General features: G+C 50.6%; 15 protein-coding genes and 1 pseudogene. 10 read left to right on the plus strand and 6 right to left on the minus strand.

All coding sequences use genetic code 11. The features are described from left to right. Positions 1-174 precede the first annotated feature (174 nt). A pseudogene (locus DY231_RS15005) lies at positions 175-1,497 on the plus strand (nucleobase:cation symporter-2 family protein); the annotation flags it as partial. A gap of 73 nt (positions 1,498-1,570) precedes the next feature. On the opposite strand, the gene DY231_RS15010 reads toward DY231_RS15005, so the two are convergent. The 5 genes from DY231_RS15010 to rimJ all read right to left on the minus strand — a co-directional run bounded on the left by DY231_RS15010 (position 1,571) and on the right by rimJ (position 5,953). After that, on the minus strand, positions 1,571-2,059 hold the full coding sequence (locus tag DY231_RS15010; RefSeq protein WP_115629593.1) for a cold shock domain-containing protein: 489 nt from the start codon (positions 2,057-2,059) through the stop codon (positions 1,571-1,573). An 82-nt stretch (positions 2,060-2,141) separates the two neighbouring features. Next, complete coding sequence (gene murJ, locus DY231_RS15015) at positions 2,142-3,677, minus strand: murein biosynthesis integral membrane protein MurJ (protein WP_115629595.1); 1,536 nt, start codon at positions 3,675-3,677, stop codon at positions 2,142-2,144. Between the two features lie 104 nt (positions 3,678-3,781). Further along, complete coding sequence (locus DY231_RS15020; RefSeq protein ID WP_115629598.1) at positions 3,782-4,705, minus strand: Gfo/Idh/MocA family protein; 924 nt, start codon at positions 4,703-4,705, stop codon at positions 3,782-3,784. Between the two features lie 3 nt (positions 4,706-4,708). After that, positions 4,709-5,359 (minus strand): YceH family protein, encoded by a 651-nt coding sequence (locus tag DY231_RS15025; RefSeq protein ID WP_115629600.1) that lies wholly within the window; start codon positions 5,357-5,359, stop codon positions 4,709-4,711. 9 nt (positions 5,360-5,368) lie between these two features. Further along, entirely contained in the window at positions 5,369-5,953 is a 585-nt protein-coding gene (gene rimJ / locus DY231_RS15030; protein ID WP_115629602.1) for a ribosomal protein S5-alanine N-acetyltransferase, read from the minus strand. 242 nt (positions 5,954-6,195) lie between these two features. Between rimJ and mdtH the strand changes: the two genes are divergently transcribed. The 7 genes from mdtH (at position 6,196) to solA (ending at position 12,227) form a co-directional block, all read left to right on the plus strand. Beyond that, a complete protein-coding gene (mdtH, locus tag DY231_RS15035; protein WP_115629604.1) occupies positions 6,196-7,404 on the plus strand; it encodes a multidrug efflux MFS transporter MdtH in 1,209 nt (402 codons plus the stop codon). Between the two features lie 75 nt (positions 7,405-7,479). Then, positions 7,480-8,127, plus strand: coding sequence for a glutaredoxin 2 (gene grxB / locus DY231_RS15040; RefSeq protein WP_034494493.1), 648 nt, complete (start codon positions 7,480-7,482; stop codon positions 8,125-8,127). A gap of 159 nt (positions 8,128-8,286) precedes the next feature. Then, positions 8,287-8,847, plus strand: coding sequence for a lipoprotein (locus tag DY231_RS15045; protein ID WP_034494492.1), 561 nt, complete (start codon positions 8,287-8,289; stop codon positions 8,845-8,847). A gap of 134 nt (positions 8,848-8,981) precedes the next feature. After that, a complete protein-coding gene (gene pyrC, locus DY231_RS15050; RefSeq protein WP_115629606.1) occupies positions 8,982-10,025 on the plus strand; it encodes a dihydroorotase in 1,044 nt (347 codons plus the stop codon). Between the two features lie 77 nt (positions 10,026-10,102). Next, positions 10,103-10,348, plus strand: coding sequence for a DNA damage-inducible protein I (gene dinI / locus DY231_RS15055; protein WP_034494488.1), 246 nt, complete (start codon positions 10,103-10,105; stop codon positions 10,346-10,348). A gap of 357 nt (positions 10,349-10,705) precedes the next feature. Then, a complete protein-coding gene (gene bssS / locus DY231_RS15060; RefSeq protein ID WP_034494486.1) occupies positions 10,706-10,960 on the plus strand; it encodes a biofilm formation regulator BssS in 255 nt (84 codons plus the stop codon). Between the two features lie 139 nt (positions 10,961-11,099). Continuing rightward, entirely contained in the window at positions 11,100-12,227 is a 1,128-nt protein-coding gene (gene solA / locus DY231_RS15065) for an N-methyl-L-tryptophan oxidase (protein WP_115629608.1), read from the plus strand. A gap of 38 nt (positions 12,228-12,265) precedes the next feature. Here the strand turns inward: solA and trhO are convergent, their stop codons facing one another. Next, entirely contained in the window at positions 12,266-13,315 is a 1,050-nt protein-coding gene (gene trhO, locus DY231_RS15070) for an oxygen-dependent tRNA uridine(34) hydroxylase TrhO (RefSeq protein ID WP_115629610.1), read from the minus strand. Positions 13,316-13,547: 232 nt separating this feature from the next. Between trhO and DY231_RS15075 the strand changes: the two genes are divergently transcribed. Together DY231_RS15075 and mdtG are read left to right on the plus strand one after the other, a co-directional pair. Next, on the plus strand, positions 13,548-14,468 hold the full coding sequence (locus tag DY231_RS15075) for a Kdo(2)-lipid IV(A) acyltransferase (RefSeq protein ID WP_115629613.1): 921 nt from the start codon (positions 13,548-13,550) through the stop codon (positions 14,466-14,468). A gap of 157 nt (positions 14,469-14,625) precedes the next feature. Then, positions 14,626-15,858 (plus strand): multidrug efflux MFS transporter MdtG, encoded by a 1,233-nt coding sequence (mdtG, locus tag DY231_RS15080; protein ID WP_115629615.1) that lies wholly within the window; start codon positions 14,626-14,628, stop codon positions 15,856-15,858. Positions 15,859-15,875 lie beyond the last annotated feature (17 nt).

Consider the following 15,875-nt stretch of genomic DNA (forward strand, 5'->3'; position numbering starts at 1 on the left):
CAGGAGAAAAATTTCGCACTTCACCTTCAATACAATCCATTACGTGATGTTTTTCACACTTCTTCAATCGATTTAGCACTTTACCCGGAACTGGCATCAGTTACGCATACATTCCCTGTGCTCATTTTTTGGAAAACAGGATTGCCAATACCGTCGCCATCAAAGGAGATAGATATGGAAAACAGTGCTACTGGAATATCAGCCACTCAGACACCAAATGAAGTCGACCGAATACTGCCGCCCGGGCAATTACTGATCCTTGGCCTTCAGCATGTTCTGGTGATGTATGCCGGGGCTGTAGCCGTCCCTCTGATGATTGGCGACCGTTTAGGGTTAAGCAAAGAAGTTATCTCTCTATTGATTAGCTCGGATCTGTTTTGTTGCGGCATCGTCACGCTGATTCAGTGTCTGGGAGTCGGTAAATTTATGGGGATCCGCTTGCCTGTGATTATGTCGGTGACATTTGCCGCAGTAACACCCATGGTGGCCATTGGTATTAATCCGGGTGTCGGCCTGACTGGGATTTTTGGCGCGACTATCGCCGCCGGGTTGATCACGACTCTGCTGGCACCTGTTGTTGGCCGGTTAATGCCCTTGTTCCCTCCGCTGGTCACCGGAATTGTTATTACCTCAATTGGGCTGAGTATCATCCAGGTCGGTATCGACTGGGCGGCAGGCGGAGCAGGCAACCCGAATTACGGCGACCCGGTTTATATTTGCGTCGCCTCAGCCGTATTGTTGTTTATCTTGCTGATTACCCGTTATGCCAAAGGCTTTTTATCCAATGTGGCGGTGCTTCTGGGGATTGCGTTTGGTTTTGCGTTGGCTTACATGATGGGCGAAGTTAATTTGTCCGGGCTGGCTGATGCAAAGTGGTTCGCGATTGTGACGCCAATGGCGCTGGGCGTCCCAACGTTTGATCCTATTGCCATCCTGACCCTGACCGCGGTACTGATTATTGTCTTTATTGAGTCGATGGGGATGTTTCTGGCGCTTGGTGATATCGTCGGCCAGAAGTTAACCGAAAAAGATATTATCCGTGGTTTACGTGTTGATGGTGTCGGGACGGTAATTGGCGGCCTGTTTAACAGCTTTCCGCATACTTCGTTTTCCCAAAACGTCGGACTGGTGAGCGTCACGCGAATTCATAGCCGTTGGGTGTGCGTGGCAGCGGGCGGTATTTTGATCCTGTTTGGCATGGTGCCGAAAATGGCGGTGTTTGTGGCGTCAATTCCGCAATTTGTCTTAGGAGGTGCGGGGCTGGTGATGTTTGGGATGGTGCTCGCAACCGGTATTCGTATTCTGGCTCGCGCCAACTACTCAACGAATCGTTATAACCTGTATATCGTCGCCATCAGCTTAGGGATGGGTATGACTCCGACACTTTCTCACGACTTTTTCTCACAATTCCCGGCAGCGTTACAACCGTTGCTGCACAGCGGGATCATGCTGGCAACTACCTGTGCTGTGATTCTGAATCTGTTTTTTAATGGCTATCCAAAAGCTGAAAAATCACAGAGTTAGCAGGCAGCATGGTTGTAGCGCTCAACGCTGAGCGCTACAACATGACTTACTTCAGACCTTTAAGGATCTTCATGGTGGCTTCAACATCAATTTCATCTTCGGAGAAGATTAATGTTGACCCCTGGAACGTAGTGACCGCCAGTTTCTTCAGCGTGCGCATTTCGCCAGCCTTAGGTTCTGCTTTCGGGCGAATACTGTTCATCAGTGCGCCAACAGACAACACCGCATTCTCTTTATCAATCTTGGTTTCAGCGGGGACTTCTTCGCTGTAGACCAGGAAAGATTTGATCGCAGTGATTTTAATGCGCTCGCCCGCGATATAGATGTATTTGCTATCAGGTTCGACCTTCACCGCATACGCCGACAAACCTTTATTGTTGGTCGTTGGCTCGAAAGTCACCGAAGCATCTTTCTTAATCAGATCTGGATTGGCGACCTTAATCACATGAAAATAACGGTTGTCGCCATTTTCATCTTTGATAAAACCGAAACCTTTGTCTTCAAACCAGGTTGTGATTGTTCCGTGCATCGCTATTACCGCCTAATTAATCGTTCAATATGTCAAATTTTGCAGCGCGCAGTTTAATGCACAATGCGTTGGCTACAAAGTCCGTTTACTACAGGGTCCGTCGCGCAAAATCTTTCACGCGGAATCCCAACACCATGAGCGTGGCAAAATACGCCGCAATACCCGCGACAACCACAGCCATCAGACGCAATAAACGGTACGGCATCGTGCCAATATCCCAAGCAGGCATAATGTGCATCACGCCAAATAACACCGCAGCCATGACAATCACACCGGCAAACAGACGCCACAAGAAGCCACTCCAACCCGGTTGTGGGTGGAAAATATCGCGCTTACGCAGTTGCCAGTATAGCAGGCTGGCATTCAGGCAAGCCCCGAGACCAATCGACAGCGACAGCCCGGCGTGCTTGAGCGGGCCGATAAACGCCAGGTTCATTACCTGGGTCATGATAAGCGTCACGATGGCAATTTTGACCGGCGTTTTGATGTCCTGGCGCGAGTAAAAACCGGGTGCCAGCACTTTCACCACAATCAGCCCCATCAACCCGACGGAATACGCCACCAGCGCACGTTGCGTCATGGCCGCATCGAAAGCAGTGAATTTACCGTACTGGAACAGAGAAACGGTCAGCGGTTTTGCCAGAATACCCAGCGCCACGGCACTTGGCAGCGCCAGCAGGAAACATAAACGCAGCCCCCAGTCCATCAGGCGCGAGTATTCGTCGTGATTGCCGCTGGCAAAACTTCTCGCCAGTGACGGCAACAAGATAGTCCCTAGCGCCACACCCAGTACGCCAGAGGGGAACTCCATCAAGCGGTCTGCGTAGTACATCCAGGAAACGGAACCAGACGCAAGGAACGAAGCAAAAATGGTGTTGATGATCAATGAAATCTGGCTGACGGAAACCCCAAGAATGGCCGGTCCCATCTGCTTAATGACGCGCATCGCACCGGCGTCTTTCAGATTCACACGCGGTAAAACCAGCATGCCAATCTTTTTCAGATGCGGGAGCTGATAGGCCAGTTGCAAGACGCCGCCGACGGTAACTGCCCAGGCCAGCGCCAGAATCGGCGGGTTAAAATGCGGCGCGGCAAACAGTGCAAAACCAATCATGCTGAGATTTAAGAAAGTTGGCGCAAACGCAGGCACCGAGAAACGGTTCCAGGTGTTAAGAATCGCACCACATAAAGACGCCAGTGAAATCAGGAAGATATACGGGAACGTGATGCGCAACAGGCTGGAGGTCAACGCAAATTTATCGGCGGTGTCGGCAAAACCGGGCGCCGTCACCAGGATCACCCAGGGCGCAGCAATCATCCCGATAACCGTCACGACGGCCAACGCCAGGGTCAGTAACCCGGAAACATACGAGACAAACACGCGAGTGGCATCTTCGCCCTGTTTGCTTTTGTACTCAGCCAGAATAGGGACAAAGGCTTGCGAGAATGCGCCTTCAGCGAAAATACGGCGCAGTAAGTTTGGTAATTTAAACGCGACAAAAAAGGCATCCGTCGCCATTCCTGCCCCAAAAACCCTTGCCACAATGGCGTCACGTGCAAATCCGAGCACGCGAGAAAACATCGTCATCGAGCTGACGGCTGCCAGCGATTTTAAAAGATTCATTTATTATATGGTTCCACAAACATCAACGCCTGCTGGGCAGGCGTTGTTAAGGGACATTTCGTAGGCGCGTAGTCTACCGATACTCTATTTAAATAGCACTCGTGTTATTCGCTCATCGCATCACGCCACAGTTTCTCAACCACGCGCTGCGCCATCAACGCTTGCTCGCCTGCGGTTTCAGGAACCGTCTGATTTGCCACACTTTCAAGGAAATGGTGCGCGCAACCGACAAATCCTCGCTGCTCGAGGGTGGTTTGCCAGCCAGGGATTGGGCGATGTACCACGCCACTGCCGCACTCTTCACGCCATTCGCGCATATCGGTCACATCGAATAAACCGCCGTCTGTCACCGCCTGCACCCATTCGCGCTGGCTTCCCGCACGGCGATGCATACTGGTGGTGATTTGCAGATTACCGCTGGCAAAGTGATGTTCAGCAAACAGCATTTGCCCCTGATCGTTGGTCTGCAAGGTGCCGCTTTGCAATTGTGCTTCACGCCCACCAAGCCACAAGGCCGTATCAACGACGTGCAGGTAATCATCCAGCAACGTAAAACGCAGATCGTTTGGCCCGACGCTATCCGCACGGTGTTTGTCCATTCGCAACGACGCGCCAGTCGCCAGTTTCGCTTTCAGATCCTGATACAGCGGAGAGAAGCGGCGGTTAAAACCGACCATTAACGTGCGTTTCTGGCGATGTGCCATTTCTACCAAACGTTCGGCATCAGCAAGATTTTCAGCCAGAGGCTTATCGACACAAACGTTAACGCCCGCCTGCAATAATTCGCTGACGACCGCGTAATGGCTGCTGGTGGCGCTGTGGACGAATACCGCATCACACTGCGCGGCCAGCTCTGAAATTGAGGAAACATAGGGAATGCGATACGCATCGCAAACCTTTTGCGCTTTAGCCTGGGTTGGAGAAAATGCCCCTTGAAATGTCCAGTCATCCGCTTGTGTTAATACCGGCAGCCACGCTTTTTGCGCAATCCCGCCCAAACCAACCACGCCGACGCGAAGTTTTGTCATTAATTAATCCCCAAGATGTGCGAGCAGTGAATCCAGGCGTTGCTTAAGCTCGGCAACTTCACTTTCAAGTTGTTCGACGCGGGCCGTTAAATCTTCTGTGGGCTGCGCAGTACTTTGGGACGCTGCCAGTTCAGAGGCATCAACCTCGCCACTGAAAAGATGCATATAGCGACTTTCACGCTTGCCAGGTTCGCGCGGTAAACGCACTACAAACGGGCCATCTTCGCGATTAGCCAGATTTTCGAGCGTCGCTTCCACCTGTGCCATATCGGTAAATTCAAACATTCTGGCGGCGCGTGTGCGTAATTCACCCGGTGTTTGCGCCCCGCGCAGCAGCAAAGTGGTCACAACGGCGACTTCGGCAGCCGAGAGTTTGAGATTACCAAATTCAGAATTGCAGAAACGTTGCTCGTATTTGGTGACTCGGTTGCCAAACCCGCTGAGGGTGCGCAGAAAGTGGCGTTTTACCAGCGAATCCAGCGTGTCCTGAACGTCATGTTCTTTTAATTCCATAACGGGTTCGCGGTTGGTTTTCTGGTTACATGCCGTCACCACGCCGTTCACCGACATCGGATATTGTTCGGGAGTCGTCACCTGCTTTTCCATCAGACTACCCACAACTCGCGCTTCAACCGCAGTTAACTGATATTTCATTTCTCGTCCTTAACGGCCAGGGGTCCATTCTTTGGTAGTCAATGCAGTCAACACATGGTCGCGCCAGACTCCATCAATCAGTAAATACTCTTTGGCATAGCCTTCTTTTTCAAAACCGAGGCGGGCAAGGAGGTCGCCGCTGCGCTGGTTGTGCGGCATATAGTTCGCCATGATGCGGTGAATATGCTGGCTGCGTTGCATGTAACGGATGGCCGTAGTCAACGCTTCAAACATCATGCCCTGTCCCTGCCATTTCTCGCCCAGCGAGTAGCCGAGATAACAAGCATGAAAAGAGCCACGCACCACGTTGGAGAAATTGGCAACGCCACGAATCTCTTTTTCTTCTGGATCAAGCAGCGCAAAGTAGTAAGCGCTGCCCGTTTTGTGCATCTCACCAATCATGCCCAACCGCGCCTGCCAACCGGAAGGGTAGCAATGGCTGTCGTCACGAATCGGCTCCCACGGTTTCAGGAACTGGCGGTTTTCAGCGTAATAATCAGCCAGACGCCATGCATCGCGCTCATACACCAGACGCACCACCAGGCGGTCGGTTGTTAAGCGTACTTTGGGCAGGTTACTGCGGTAGCCAAACATGTTCACCCTACTCCTCACATCCCACATTTTTCTTAGGCAACTTAATTACTATACCTGCGCCTGGCGACGGAAGGAAAACAACAACATGCAGATTTTTCATCAGGTCATACTTTTTTCGATTAATGAGTTCAATCAAAGCGCCAGATTGATAAAAAAATATTGTCGCGTGGCTCCCTGTCAAAAACCCTGAGAGCAGTAGAGAATAGAAGTTAGTCACACTTTTAAAGTTCCCTGGAGGGGAGATGGCGCGGGTCGCGCAGGCCAGGAGCCTGGGTAAATACTTCTTATTGCTCGATAATATGCTAGTGGTATTAGGCTTCTTCGTGGTTTTCCCTCTTATTTCCATTCGCTTTGTTGACCAAATGGGTTGGGCCGCATTAATGGTGGGCATTGCGCTCGGCCTGCGCCAATTAACACAGCAAGGGCTGGGAATATTTGGCGGGGCTATCGCCGATAAACTTGGCGCCAAACCAATGATCGTGACCGGAATGCTGCTGCGCGCCGTCGGTTTTGCGCTGATGGGTATCGCGCATGAGCCGTGGGTGTTGTGGTTGTCATGTTTTATCTCCGCCATTGGCGGGACGTTGTTTGACCCTCCACGCGCAGCCCTGGTGGTAAAGCTGGTGCGCCCACATCAGCGTGGCCGTTTCTTCTCAATATTGATGATGCAAGACAGCGCCGGGGCGGTGATTGGCGCCCTGCTTGGAAGCTGGTTGCTGCAATATGATTTCCGTCTGGTGTGTGCTGTAGGCGCCGTGATGTTTGTCATTTGCGCAGGCGTCAATGCCTGGCTGCTGCCTGCTTATAAACTTTCTACTATTCGCACACCGATGCTGGAAGGCATGGGTCGTGTGCTGCGTGACAAACGCTTCATCACTTATGTTCTGACGCTGGCAGGCTATTACATGTTAGCGGTGCAGGTAATGTTGATGCTGCCGATTATGGTCAACGAAATTGCCGGGACGCCTGCCGCAGTGAAATGGATGTACGCCATTGAAGCGGCGCTCTCGTTAACGCTGCTGTACCCAATTGCTCGCTGGAGCGAAAAACGCTTTCGCCTTGAGCAGCGTTTGATGGCCGGTTTGTTGCTGATGTCGCTGGCGATGTTGCCTATGGGTTTAAGCAGCAACCTTCAGCAGCTGTTTACCCTGATTTGCGTGTTTTACATTGGCTCCATTATTGCCGAACCGGCTCGCGAAACGCTGAGCGCGTCGCTCGCTGATTCACGCGCTCGCGGCAGTTATATGGGGTTCAGTCGGCTGGGCCTGGCCATCGGTGGCGCATTCGGTTATGCGGGCGGCGGGTGGCTGTATGACGCAGGGAAAAGCATTAATCAGCCGGAACTTCCGTGGGTGATGTTGGCGATTATTGGCATCATTACGCTTTTCGCGCTGTGGTGGCAGTTCAGCACGAAACCGGTTGAACCCTCGATGCTTGAACCGGGCAACTAGTTTGCAGCCCCTGGTATTCTCCTCCATACTCAAAAATTGACGGATTTTTCCTGACGATTGATATGGAGGAGTAACGTGAAGCTTTATATTTACGATCACTGCCCTTTCTGCCTTAAAGCACGCATGATTTTTGGCTTAAAGAACATCCCCATCGAGCTAAAAGTCTTGTTAAACGACGACGAAGCTACCCCGACAAAAATGATTGGCAAGAAAATGGCGCCAATCCTGCAAAAAGACGATAGCCGTTATCTACCCGAAAGCATGGATATCGTGCATTACGTCGATAAACTCGATGGCGAACCGTTAATTACTGGCAGCACTAACGCCGCGATTTCCGAGTGGCTGCGCCATGTGCAGAGCTATGTTCAGCAACTGACGATACCCCGCATTGCGAAAGCGCCATTCGATGAGTTTGCCACACCCGAAGCGCGTGCTTATTTCACCAAAAAGAAAGAGGCGATGATCGGTTCCTTTGCCGATCTTCTGACGCATTCACCGGGTCTTATCAAGAAAATCAGCGATGATTTGCGCAAGCTCGATAAGCTGATTGTGCAACCCAATGCCGTTAACGGCGAGCTGTCAGAAGATGATATTCATTTGTTCCCGCTGCTGCGTAATCTGACGCTGGTTGCCGGAATTGAGTGGCCAAGCCGGGTCGCAGCCTATCGCGATAATATGGCCAAACAGACGCAAATTAATCTGCTGTCATCTCACGCGATCTAAAGATTGTTAATGGCTCTACGGCGGGTAATTCCACCCGCCTTTATCTTCTGGTTCAGAAACGCTAAAAAATTAAGCCTTTTCCTGTAGCACTGCCTGCGCTGGTAGAACATCATGCTTTATGTCAGGATCTGTGACCAAAGCAGCATGTTAAGGAACTCCATGAAAAAGATAGTGTTAGCCGCAGCATTGATGCTGAGCGGATTAGTGGTGGGTTGTAACCAGCTAACGCAATACACCGTCAGCGAACAGGAAATCAACCAGGCGCTGCATAAACGTAATAATTTCTCTAAGGACATTGGCCTGCCAGGTGTTGCCGATGCTCATATTGTTTTAACCAATTTAGCCAGTGCGATTGGCCGTGAAGAGCCGAACAAAATCACCCTGACGGGCGATGCTAATCTGGATATGACGTCGCTTTTCGGCAACCAAAAAGCCAATATCAAGCTGAAACTAAAGGCTTTACCGACCTTCAATAAAGAGCAAGGCGCTATTTATTTGCAGGAAATGGAAGTGGTAGACGCCACCGTCGAGCCTGAAAAAATGAAGACGATTGTTCAGACCCTGATTCCCTATCTGAATCAGTCGTTACGGAATTACTTTAACCAGCAGCCCGCTTATATTTTGAGTGAAGACAACAGCACAGGCGAAAAACTGGCTAAGAAATACGCTAAAGGGATTGAAGTTAAACCCGGCGAGATTGTGATTCCTTTCACTGAGTAATCTGGTTTCCTACGGGGAGAACACTTTCTCCCCGTGAAAATCTCAACGAAATGGGTGCAAAGCTAAACGTTTGCGCTTATCCTTTGTGCCCGGCATAAATCATCGTTATTTCCTTCCTACGCCGGAGCACTTTCATGACCGTATTACCTCAGGTATTAAAAATTCGCCGCCCAGACGACTGGCATGTTCACCTTCGTGATGGTGAGATGTTAAAAACGGTGGTGCCTTATACCAGCGAAATTTATGGTCGCGCGATTGTCATGCCAAATCTGGCGCCGCCTGTGACAACGGTTGAAGCCGCCATGGCTTATCGTCAACGCATTCTGGATGCGGCGCCTCAGGGGCATAATTTTGAGCCGTTGATGACCTGCTACCTGACCGACTCTCTCGATCCGAACGAAGTTGAGCGCGGGTTCAGCGAAGGCGTGTTTACTGCGGCAAAACTCTATCCTGCCAACGCAACAACCAACTCAAGCCACGGCGTGACCAGCACCGCCGCGATTTTACCGGTGCTTGAGCGTATGCAAAAAATCGGCATGCCTTTACTCATTCACGGTGAAGTGACTCACGCAGACATCGATATTTTCGACCGTGAAGCACGCTTTATCGAAACCGTGATGGAACCGCTGCGCAAACAACTGCCAGAACTGAAAGTGGTGTTTGAACACATCACTACCAAAGACGCGGCACAGTATGTGAAGGAAGGAAACTCCTTGCTGGGCGCGACCATCACGCCGCAACACCTGATGTTTAACCGCAACCATATGCTGGTTGGCGGCGTGCGCCCTCACCTGTATTGCCTGCCGATTTTAAAGCGCAGCGTCCATCAGGAAGCGTTACGTGAGCTGGTTGCCAGCGGATGCGACCGCGTGTTCCTCGGCACGGATTCGGCCCCGCACGCACGTCACCGTAAAGAAGCGAGTTGTGGTTGTGCAGGCTGCTTTAACGCGCCTTCGGCACTGGGCGCTTATGCGACCGTCTTCGAAGAAATGAATGCAATGCAGCATTTCGAAGCGTTTACTTCACTGAATGGCCCACGTTTCTACGGTTTACCGGTTAACGAAGAAACCATCGAACTGGTGCGTACTCCGGTACAAATGCCAGAAATCATTGAGACTTCTGACGATAGCATCGTACCGTTCCTTGCCGGCGAACAAGTCAACTGGTCAGTAAAATAATAAAATTTAATGCCCCCCTGTTGCATACCTGAGAATATAACTGTATAAATATCCAGTATATTGCACAGGGGGCTATTATGCGTATTGAAGTCACTATTGCCAAAACTACATCTCTGCCGCCAGGCGCTGTTGATGCGCTTGCCAATGAACTCTCACGCCGTATTACCCAGTATTATCCTGAAGACGAAAGCCATGTTCAGGTGCGTTATGCCGCTGCTAACAACCTTTCAGTGTTAGGGGCCAGCAAAGAAACTCGCGATCGTATTAGCGAAATATTGCAAGAGACCTGGGAAAGCGCCGACGACTGGTTTGCTGCGGATTAAAAACCATCCTGGAAGTGGCAAATTCAACGTTGTACCGCTGCTTTCATACCATCACCAAAATAATTTTCCCTCGTTATTTTTTATGCCGGGTGTCGCCATCCGGTTTTTTTTATTGTTTAAATTTCACTCTTTAATTATTTCCCCTTCCCGCTCACAACTCAGATTTCACTGATATCAACAAACATCCTTCTGCTGAAAAATCGTCCAAATACACGCTTTTATGTAAAAATTGTGTTGCAGGGTATTTATTTCTCCGTCGAATTAGCTTAATCATTGATATACTTAACTGGCTTCACATTAAACAAGCATTAAACCTCGCGAACCGTTGTCTTAAACACACGTATAAAAGGGGTTATGATGGAAAAAAATAGTGATGTTATCCAGACCCATCCCTTAGTCGGATGGGACATCAGCACCGTAGATAGCTATGACGCGCTGATGCTTCGCCTGCACTACCTGACCTCGAATACGCAAAAGAACGACGAAACTGAAATCGGTCAAACTTTATGGCTGACCACGGATGTTGCCCGGCAATTTATTTCTATTTTAGAAGCCGGCATTGCTAAGATTGAATCTAGTGATTACCAGGTAAACGATTATCGTAAGCATTGATTGCCGATGCTACCCAAATAACGCAAGGCACCGTCGAGGTGCCTTTTTTATTATTCAGGCCTCGCTTAATTGTCAGCCCGCGAGGAATTAATTACTCTGCTATATAATTTAATTTTTGCCAGAGGGAAGAAAAAGCACCATGCATTATGACCTTATCATTGTCGGTAGTGGTTCTGTCGGCGCCGCCGCCGGGTGCTATGCCACTCACTCCGGTTTAAACGTGTTAATGATTGATAGCCACCATCCTCCCCACCAGCAAGGTAGCCATCATGGCGATACACGTCTGATGCGCCACGCTTATGGTGAAGGGGAAAAATATGTCCCGCTGGTGTTACGTGCACAAAAACTTTGGGATGCGTTGCAGGAGATCAGCGGTGAGAAAGTGTTCCATCGCACCGGTGTGATTAATCTCGGGCCAGAAGATTCCACGTTTATCTCCACGGTACAAAGCAGCGCACAAAACTGGTCATTGCCGCTTGAGACGCTAACAGCTCAGGAAGTAATGACGCGCTGGCCGCAAATCACGGTGCCGGAAAATTATCTTGGCCTGTTTGAGCCAGATTCTGGCGTATTGCGTAGCGAGCTGGCGGTGAAAACCTATATCCGTCTGGCAAATCAGGGCGGTTGCGCACAACTATTTAACTGCCCGGTGACGGACATTCGCCATACCGCTGAAGGTGTCGTGGTTCAGACGCCAGAGGGTGAATTTACCGCTGATAAACTGTTGGTCAGTGCCGGAACCTGGGTCACAAAATTGCTGCCTGAATTGCCGGTGACGCCGGTGCGTAAAATCTTTAGCTGGCACCAGGCTGATGGACGCTATAGCGAAAGCAATAACTTCCCCGCATTTACCGCCCAATTGCCTGATGGCAGCCAGTATTACGGGTTCCCGGCGGGTGAAGATAACGAACTCAAACTGGGCAAACATGATGGCGGGCAGATTATTAGCGAGCCACAGCAACGCAAACCATTTGGCGCCGTTGCCACTGACGGTAGCGAAGTGTTCAGCTTCTTACGCCAGGTAATGCCAGGCGTCGGGGTTTGTATGCATGGCGCGGCCTGCACATATGATATGTCGCCAGATGAAGATTTTATTATTGATACCCTTCCGGATCATGGCAACACGATGATCATCACGGGCTTAAGCGGGCATGGTTTTAAATTCGCTTCGGTACTGGGGGAAATCGCCTGTCAGTTTGCGCTGGGCAACACGTCGAGCTTCGACCTGAAGCCGTTTTCCCTTTCACGCTTTAATTCATTGAAATAATAAACATGGGTGGATACGTTTGTATCCACCCACACAGATCACTCAGGATCAGGGATCCCTAATGTGGTGTTCAAAACCCCACGGGATTTATTGAAAATCTTATTACCATTCTCACGGCCTGCACGTCGGCGACGTTGTTCCTCTGGCGTAAGCGCCAGCTCTTCGCGGCAAATGTCACTACAGCATCCAGCATACTTCTCAGCACAAGCTGGGCACTGAATAAACAACAGATGGCAGCCGTCGTTCTTGCAGTTGGTATGGCTATCGCAAGCTGTCCCACACTGATGGCAGTGGGCAATCACATCATCAGAAATGCGCTCGCCCATACGCTCGTCGAAGACAAAGTTTTTGCCAACAAAACGCACCGGGATACCTTGTTCACGCGCACGGCGCGCATATTCGATAATCCCACCTTCGATGTGATAAACATTTTTGAAGCCGTTATGCAGCATCCAGGCGCTGGCTTTTTCACAACGAATCCCACCGGTGCAATACATGACGATTTTTTTGTCTTTGTCGTCCTGCAACATATCGACCGCTTTCGGTAGCTGTTCACGAAATGTGTCCGCAGGAATTTCCATAGCATCCTGGAAATGGCCCACTTCATATTCGTAATGGTTACGCATGTCGATAAACACGGCATCCGGATCGTCGAGCATCGCGTTAACATCCGCGGCCTTCAGATAAGCGCCGACATTGCTGGCATCAAATGACGCGTCCTCAATGCCATCAGCAACGATACGGTCACGCACTTTCATGCGCAGTACCCAAAATGATTTTCCATCGTCTTCAAGGGCAATATTCAGACGCACGCCATTGAGCGCAGGATGGAATCCGTAAAGTGTTTCGCGGAAGGCATCGACCCGACTTTGCGGAACGCTAATTTGCGCGTTGATCCCTTCATGTGCGAGATACACGCGGCCAAAAACATTCAGCGCGGTAAACGCCAGATAAAGCGCGTCGCGCGTAGTTTGAGGCTCTTCAATAGTGAAATATTTATAGAATGAGATTGTGGTGCGTGGCTCGGTTTCAGCCAACATGCGCACGCGCAATTCATCATTCGATATGCGGTTGTGTAACACTGGCATGGTGTTCGCTCGGCAATCGTTGACAGGAAAAAAGTGGGCTGCATCATAAAGCAATTAACGTTAATTTACATCCCTGTATTTTACGCTACATTTTCCTCATTTATCCGCAACCAAACCAACAAACGGTGCAATATCAGACACTCTGCTACTGTTAGTTTTGGATGATTTCGAATTAGTGTCACAATAGTCTTACTCAAGAAGATCCGGCATTTGCCGTCACTATAGGTTTTACATGACGAACTTACCGCAATTCTCGCGCGCTTTGCTTCATCCCCGGTACTGGGGAATCTGGTTTGGGATTGGCTTACTTTATTTAATTACCCTGCTCCCCTACCCAGTGATTTACCGACTTGGGCGTGGCCTCGGCAAACTCGCCAGGCGTTTTATGAAACGCCGCGTCAGAATTACCCGTCGCAATCTTGAACTCGCCTTCCCACATAAAACGGCAGAAGAGCGCGAGTCCTATCTGGATAAAAATTTTGAGTCCGTGGGTCTTGGCCTGATGGAAACCGGCATTGCCTGGTTCTGGCCAACCTGGCGTATTCAGCGCTGGTGTGACGTCAGCGGCGTAGACCAAATCCATGCGGTGCAAGAGGCCAAACGAGGCGTGCTGCTGATCGGTATTCATTTCCTGACGCTTGAGTTAGGTGCGCGAATGTTTGGTATGAATACGCCCGGCATCGGTGTTTACCGCCCTAATGACAACCCCCTTCTTGACTGGCTACAAACCTGGGGCCGGATGCGTTCAAACAAAAGCATGATTGACCGCAAAGATCTCAAAGGGATGATTCGTGCGCTTAAACAGGGCGAAATCATCTGGTACGCGCCAGATCACGACTACGGCCCGCGCGGCAGTGTTTTCGTCCCGTTCTTTGGCGTCGATGAGGCGGCAACCACCATGGGGACATACACTCTTGCACGTATGTCAGGTGCCGCGATTGTCCCGATGGTTCCACGCCGCAAACCGGACGGCAAAGGGTATGAGCTAATTATTCTCCCCGCTGAGTTTTCCCCGCCGCTGGAAACCCCGGAAGGCACGGCAATCTGGATGAATAAAATCATCGAGCAATGCATCATGATGGCCCCTGAACAATATATGTGGCTGCACCGCCGCTTCAAAACACGCCCTGAGGGTGTGCCTGCGCGCTACTAATCTCTCTCTATTCGATTAAGTCATAGGGCGACGCTAAGTCGCCCTAATTCGTTCTAAAATACGGTTTCAGAAACGTTGCCTCCCTCCCGCTTACAGGCGCATAATTAGCAAGGTAATAATTCCTCAGCACATCTTCTTTGCACCGAACTGGAGTTTTATGACTCTCCCCGAGAGCACTAGCATTATCAACTGGAAACGAAATCTTACCGTCGCATGGCTTGGGTGTTTTCTGACCGGCGTCGCGTTTAGCCTGGTTATGCCTTTTCTTCCTCTGTATGTCGAACACCTTGGTGTGACGGGCCACAGCGCCCTGAATATGTGGTCGGGCATCGTTTTCAGCATTACCTTTCTGTTCTCTGCGATAGCATCACCGTTTTGGGGAGGGCTTGCCGACCGCAAAGGGCGCAAAATAATGCTGCTGCGTTCCGCATTGGGTATGTCTATCGTGATGGTGTTAATGGGCTTTGCGAGCAATATCTGGCAATTTTTAGCTCTGCGCGCCTTGCTCGGTTTGTTAGGTGGATTTGTCCCTAACGCGAACGCGCTGATTGCTACCCAGGTTCCCCGTCATAAAAGCGGTTGGGCGCTCGGCACACTTTCAACGGGTGGCGTAAGCGGTGCATTACTCGGGCCGATGATCGGCGGTTTTCTGGCGGATACCTATGGTCTGCGTCCGGTATTTTTCATTACAGCGGCCGTGCTGTTTACCTGCTTCGTTTTCACACTTTTTTGTATTCGCGAGCAATTTACTCCGGTTCACAAGAAAGACATGCTACACGCACGCCAGGTGCTCACCTCGCTGAAAAACCCAAAACTGGTGCTGAGTCTGTTTGTCACAACGATGATTATTCAGGTGGCGACCGGTTCGATTGCACCGATTCTGACGTTGTATGTGCGTGAGCTGGCGGGGAATGTCAGCAACCTGGCCTTTATCAGCGGCATGATTGCCTCGGTGCCGGGTGTTGCAGCATTGATTAGTGCGCCGCGACTGGGGAAACTGGGTGACAGAATCGGCCCTGAGAGAATTTTAATTTGTGCGCTGGTGATTTCAGTGCTGCTGCTGATCCCAATGTCGATGGTTCAAACGCCTTTACAATTGGGCATATTGCGTTTCCTGCTCGGTGCGGCTGATGGCGCACTGCTTCCTGCCGTTCAAACCCTGCTTATTTACAACTCCAGCAATCAAATTGCCGGGCGTATCTTTAGCTACAACCAGTCCTTCCGCGATATTGGCAACGTCACCGGCCCGTTAATCGGGGCGGCTGTTTCAGCCAGCTATGGCTTCCGCACGGTGTTTTTAGTCACCGCCTGCGTCGTCCTCTTCAATGCGCTTTACTCATGGATTAGTCTGCGCCGCCCGACCGATCGCGCCCGTGTTTTGGAGGATTAACGCCCTAATCCTCGAAG

The sequence above is a fragment of the Buttiauxella agrestis genome (assembly GCF_900446255.1).
In the GTDB taxonomy this organism is placed as follows: Bacteria; Pseudomonadota; Gammaproteobacteria; order Enterobacterales; family Enterobacteriaceae; genus Buttiauxella; species Buttiauxella agrestis.

Excerpts from the sequence above, each read along its gene's own strand:
- mdtH (WP_115629604.1), top strand. The coding sequence starts at position 6,196 with ATGGCGCGGGTCGCGCAGGCCAGGAGCCTGGGTAAATACTTCTTATTG.
- DY231_RS15075 (WP_115629613.1), top strand. The coding sequence starts at position 13,548 with ATGACGAACTTACCGCAATTCTCGCGCGCTTTGCTTCATCCCCGGTAC.
- murJ (WP_115629595.1), bottom strand. The coding sequence starts at position 3,677 with ATGAATCTTTTAAAATCGCTGGCAGCCGTCAGCTCGATGACGATGTTT.
- DY231_RS15025 (WP_115629600.1), bottom strand. The coding sequence starts at position 5,359 with ATGAAATATCAGTTAACTGCGGTTGAAGCGCGAGTTGTGGGTAGTCTG.
- rimJ (WP_115629602.1), bottom strand. The coding sequence starts at position 5,953 with ATGTTTGGCTACCGCAGTAACCTGCCCAAAGTACGCTTAACAACCGAC.
- mdtG (WP_115629615.1), top strand. The coding sequence starts at position 14,626 with ATGACTCTCCCCGAGAGCACTAGCATTATCAACTGGAAACGAAATCTT.
- solA (WP_115629608.1), top strand. The coding sequence starts at position 11,100 with ATGCATTATGACCTTATCATTGTCGGTAGTGGTTCTGTCGGCGCCGCC.
- bssS (WP_034494486.1), top strand. The coding sequence starts at position 10,706 with ATGGAAAAAAATAGTGATGTTATCCAGACCCATCCCTTAGTCGGATGG.
- DY231_RS15020 (WP_115629598.1), bottom strand. The coding sequence starts at position 4,705 with ATGACAAAACTTCGCGTCGGCGTGGTTGGTTTGGGCGGGATTGCGCAA.
- DY231_RS15045 (WP_034494492.1), top strand. The coding sequence starts at position 8,287 with ATGAAAAAGATAGTGTTAGCCGCAGCATTGATGCTGAGCGGATTAGTG.
- pyrC (WP_115629606.1), top strand. The coding sequence starts at position 8,982 with ATGACCGTATTACCTCAGGTATTAAAAATTCGCCGCCCAGACGACTGG.
- dinI (WP_034494488.1), top strand. The coding sequence starts at position 10,103 with ATGCGTATTGAAGTCACTATTGCCAAAACTACATCTCTGCCGCCAGGC.
- trhO (WP_115629610.1), bottom strand. The coding sequence starts at position 13,315 with ATGCCAGTGTTACACAACCGCATATCGAATGATGAATTGCGCGTGCGC.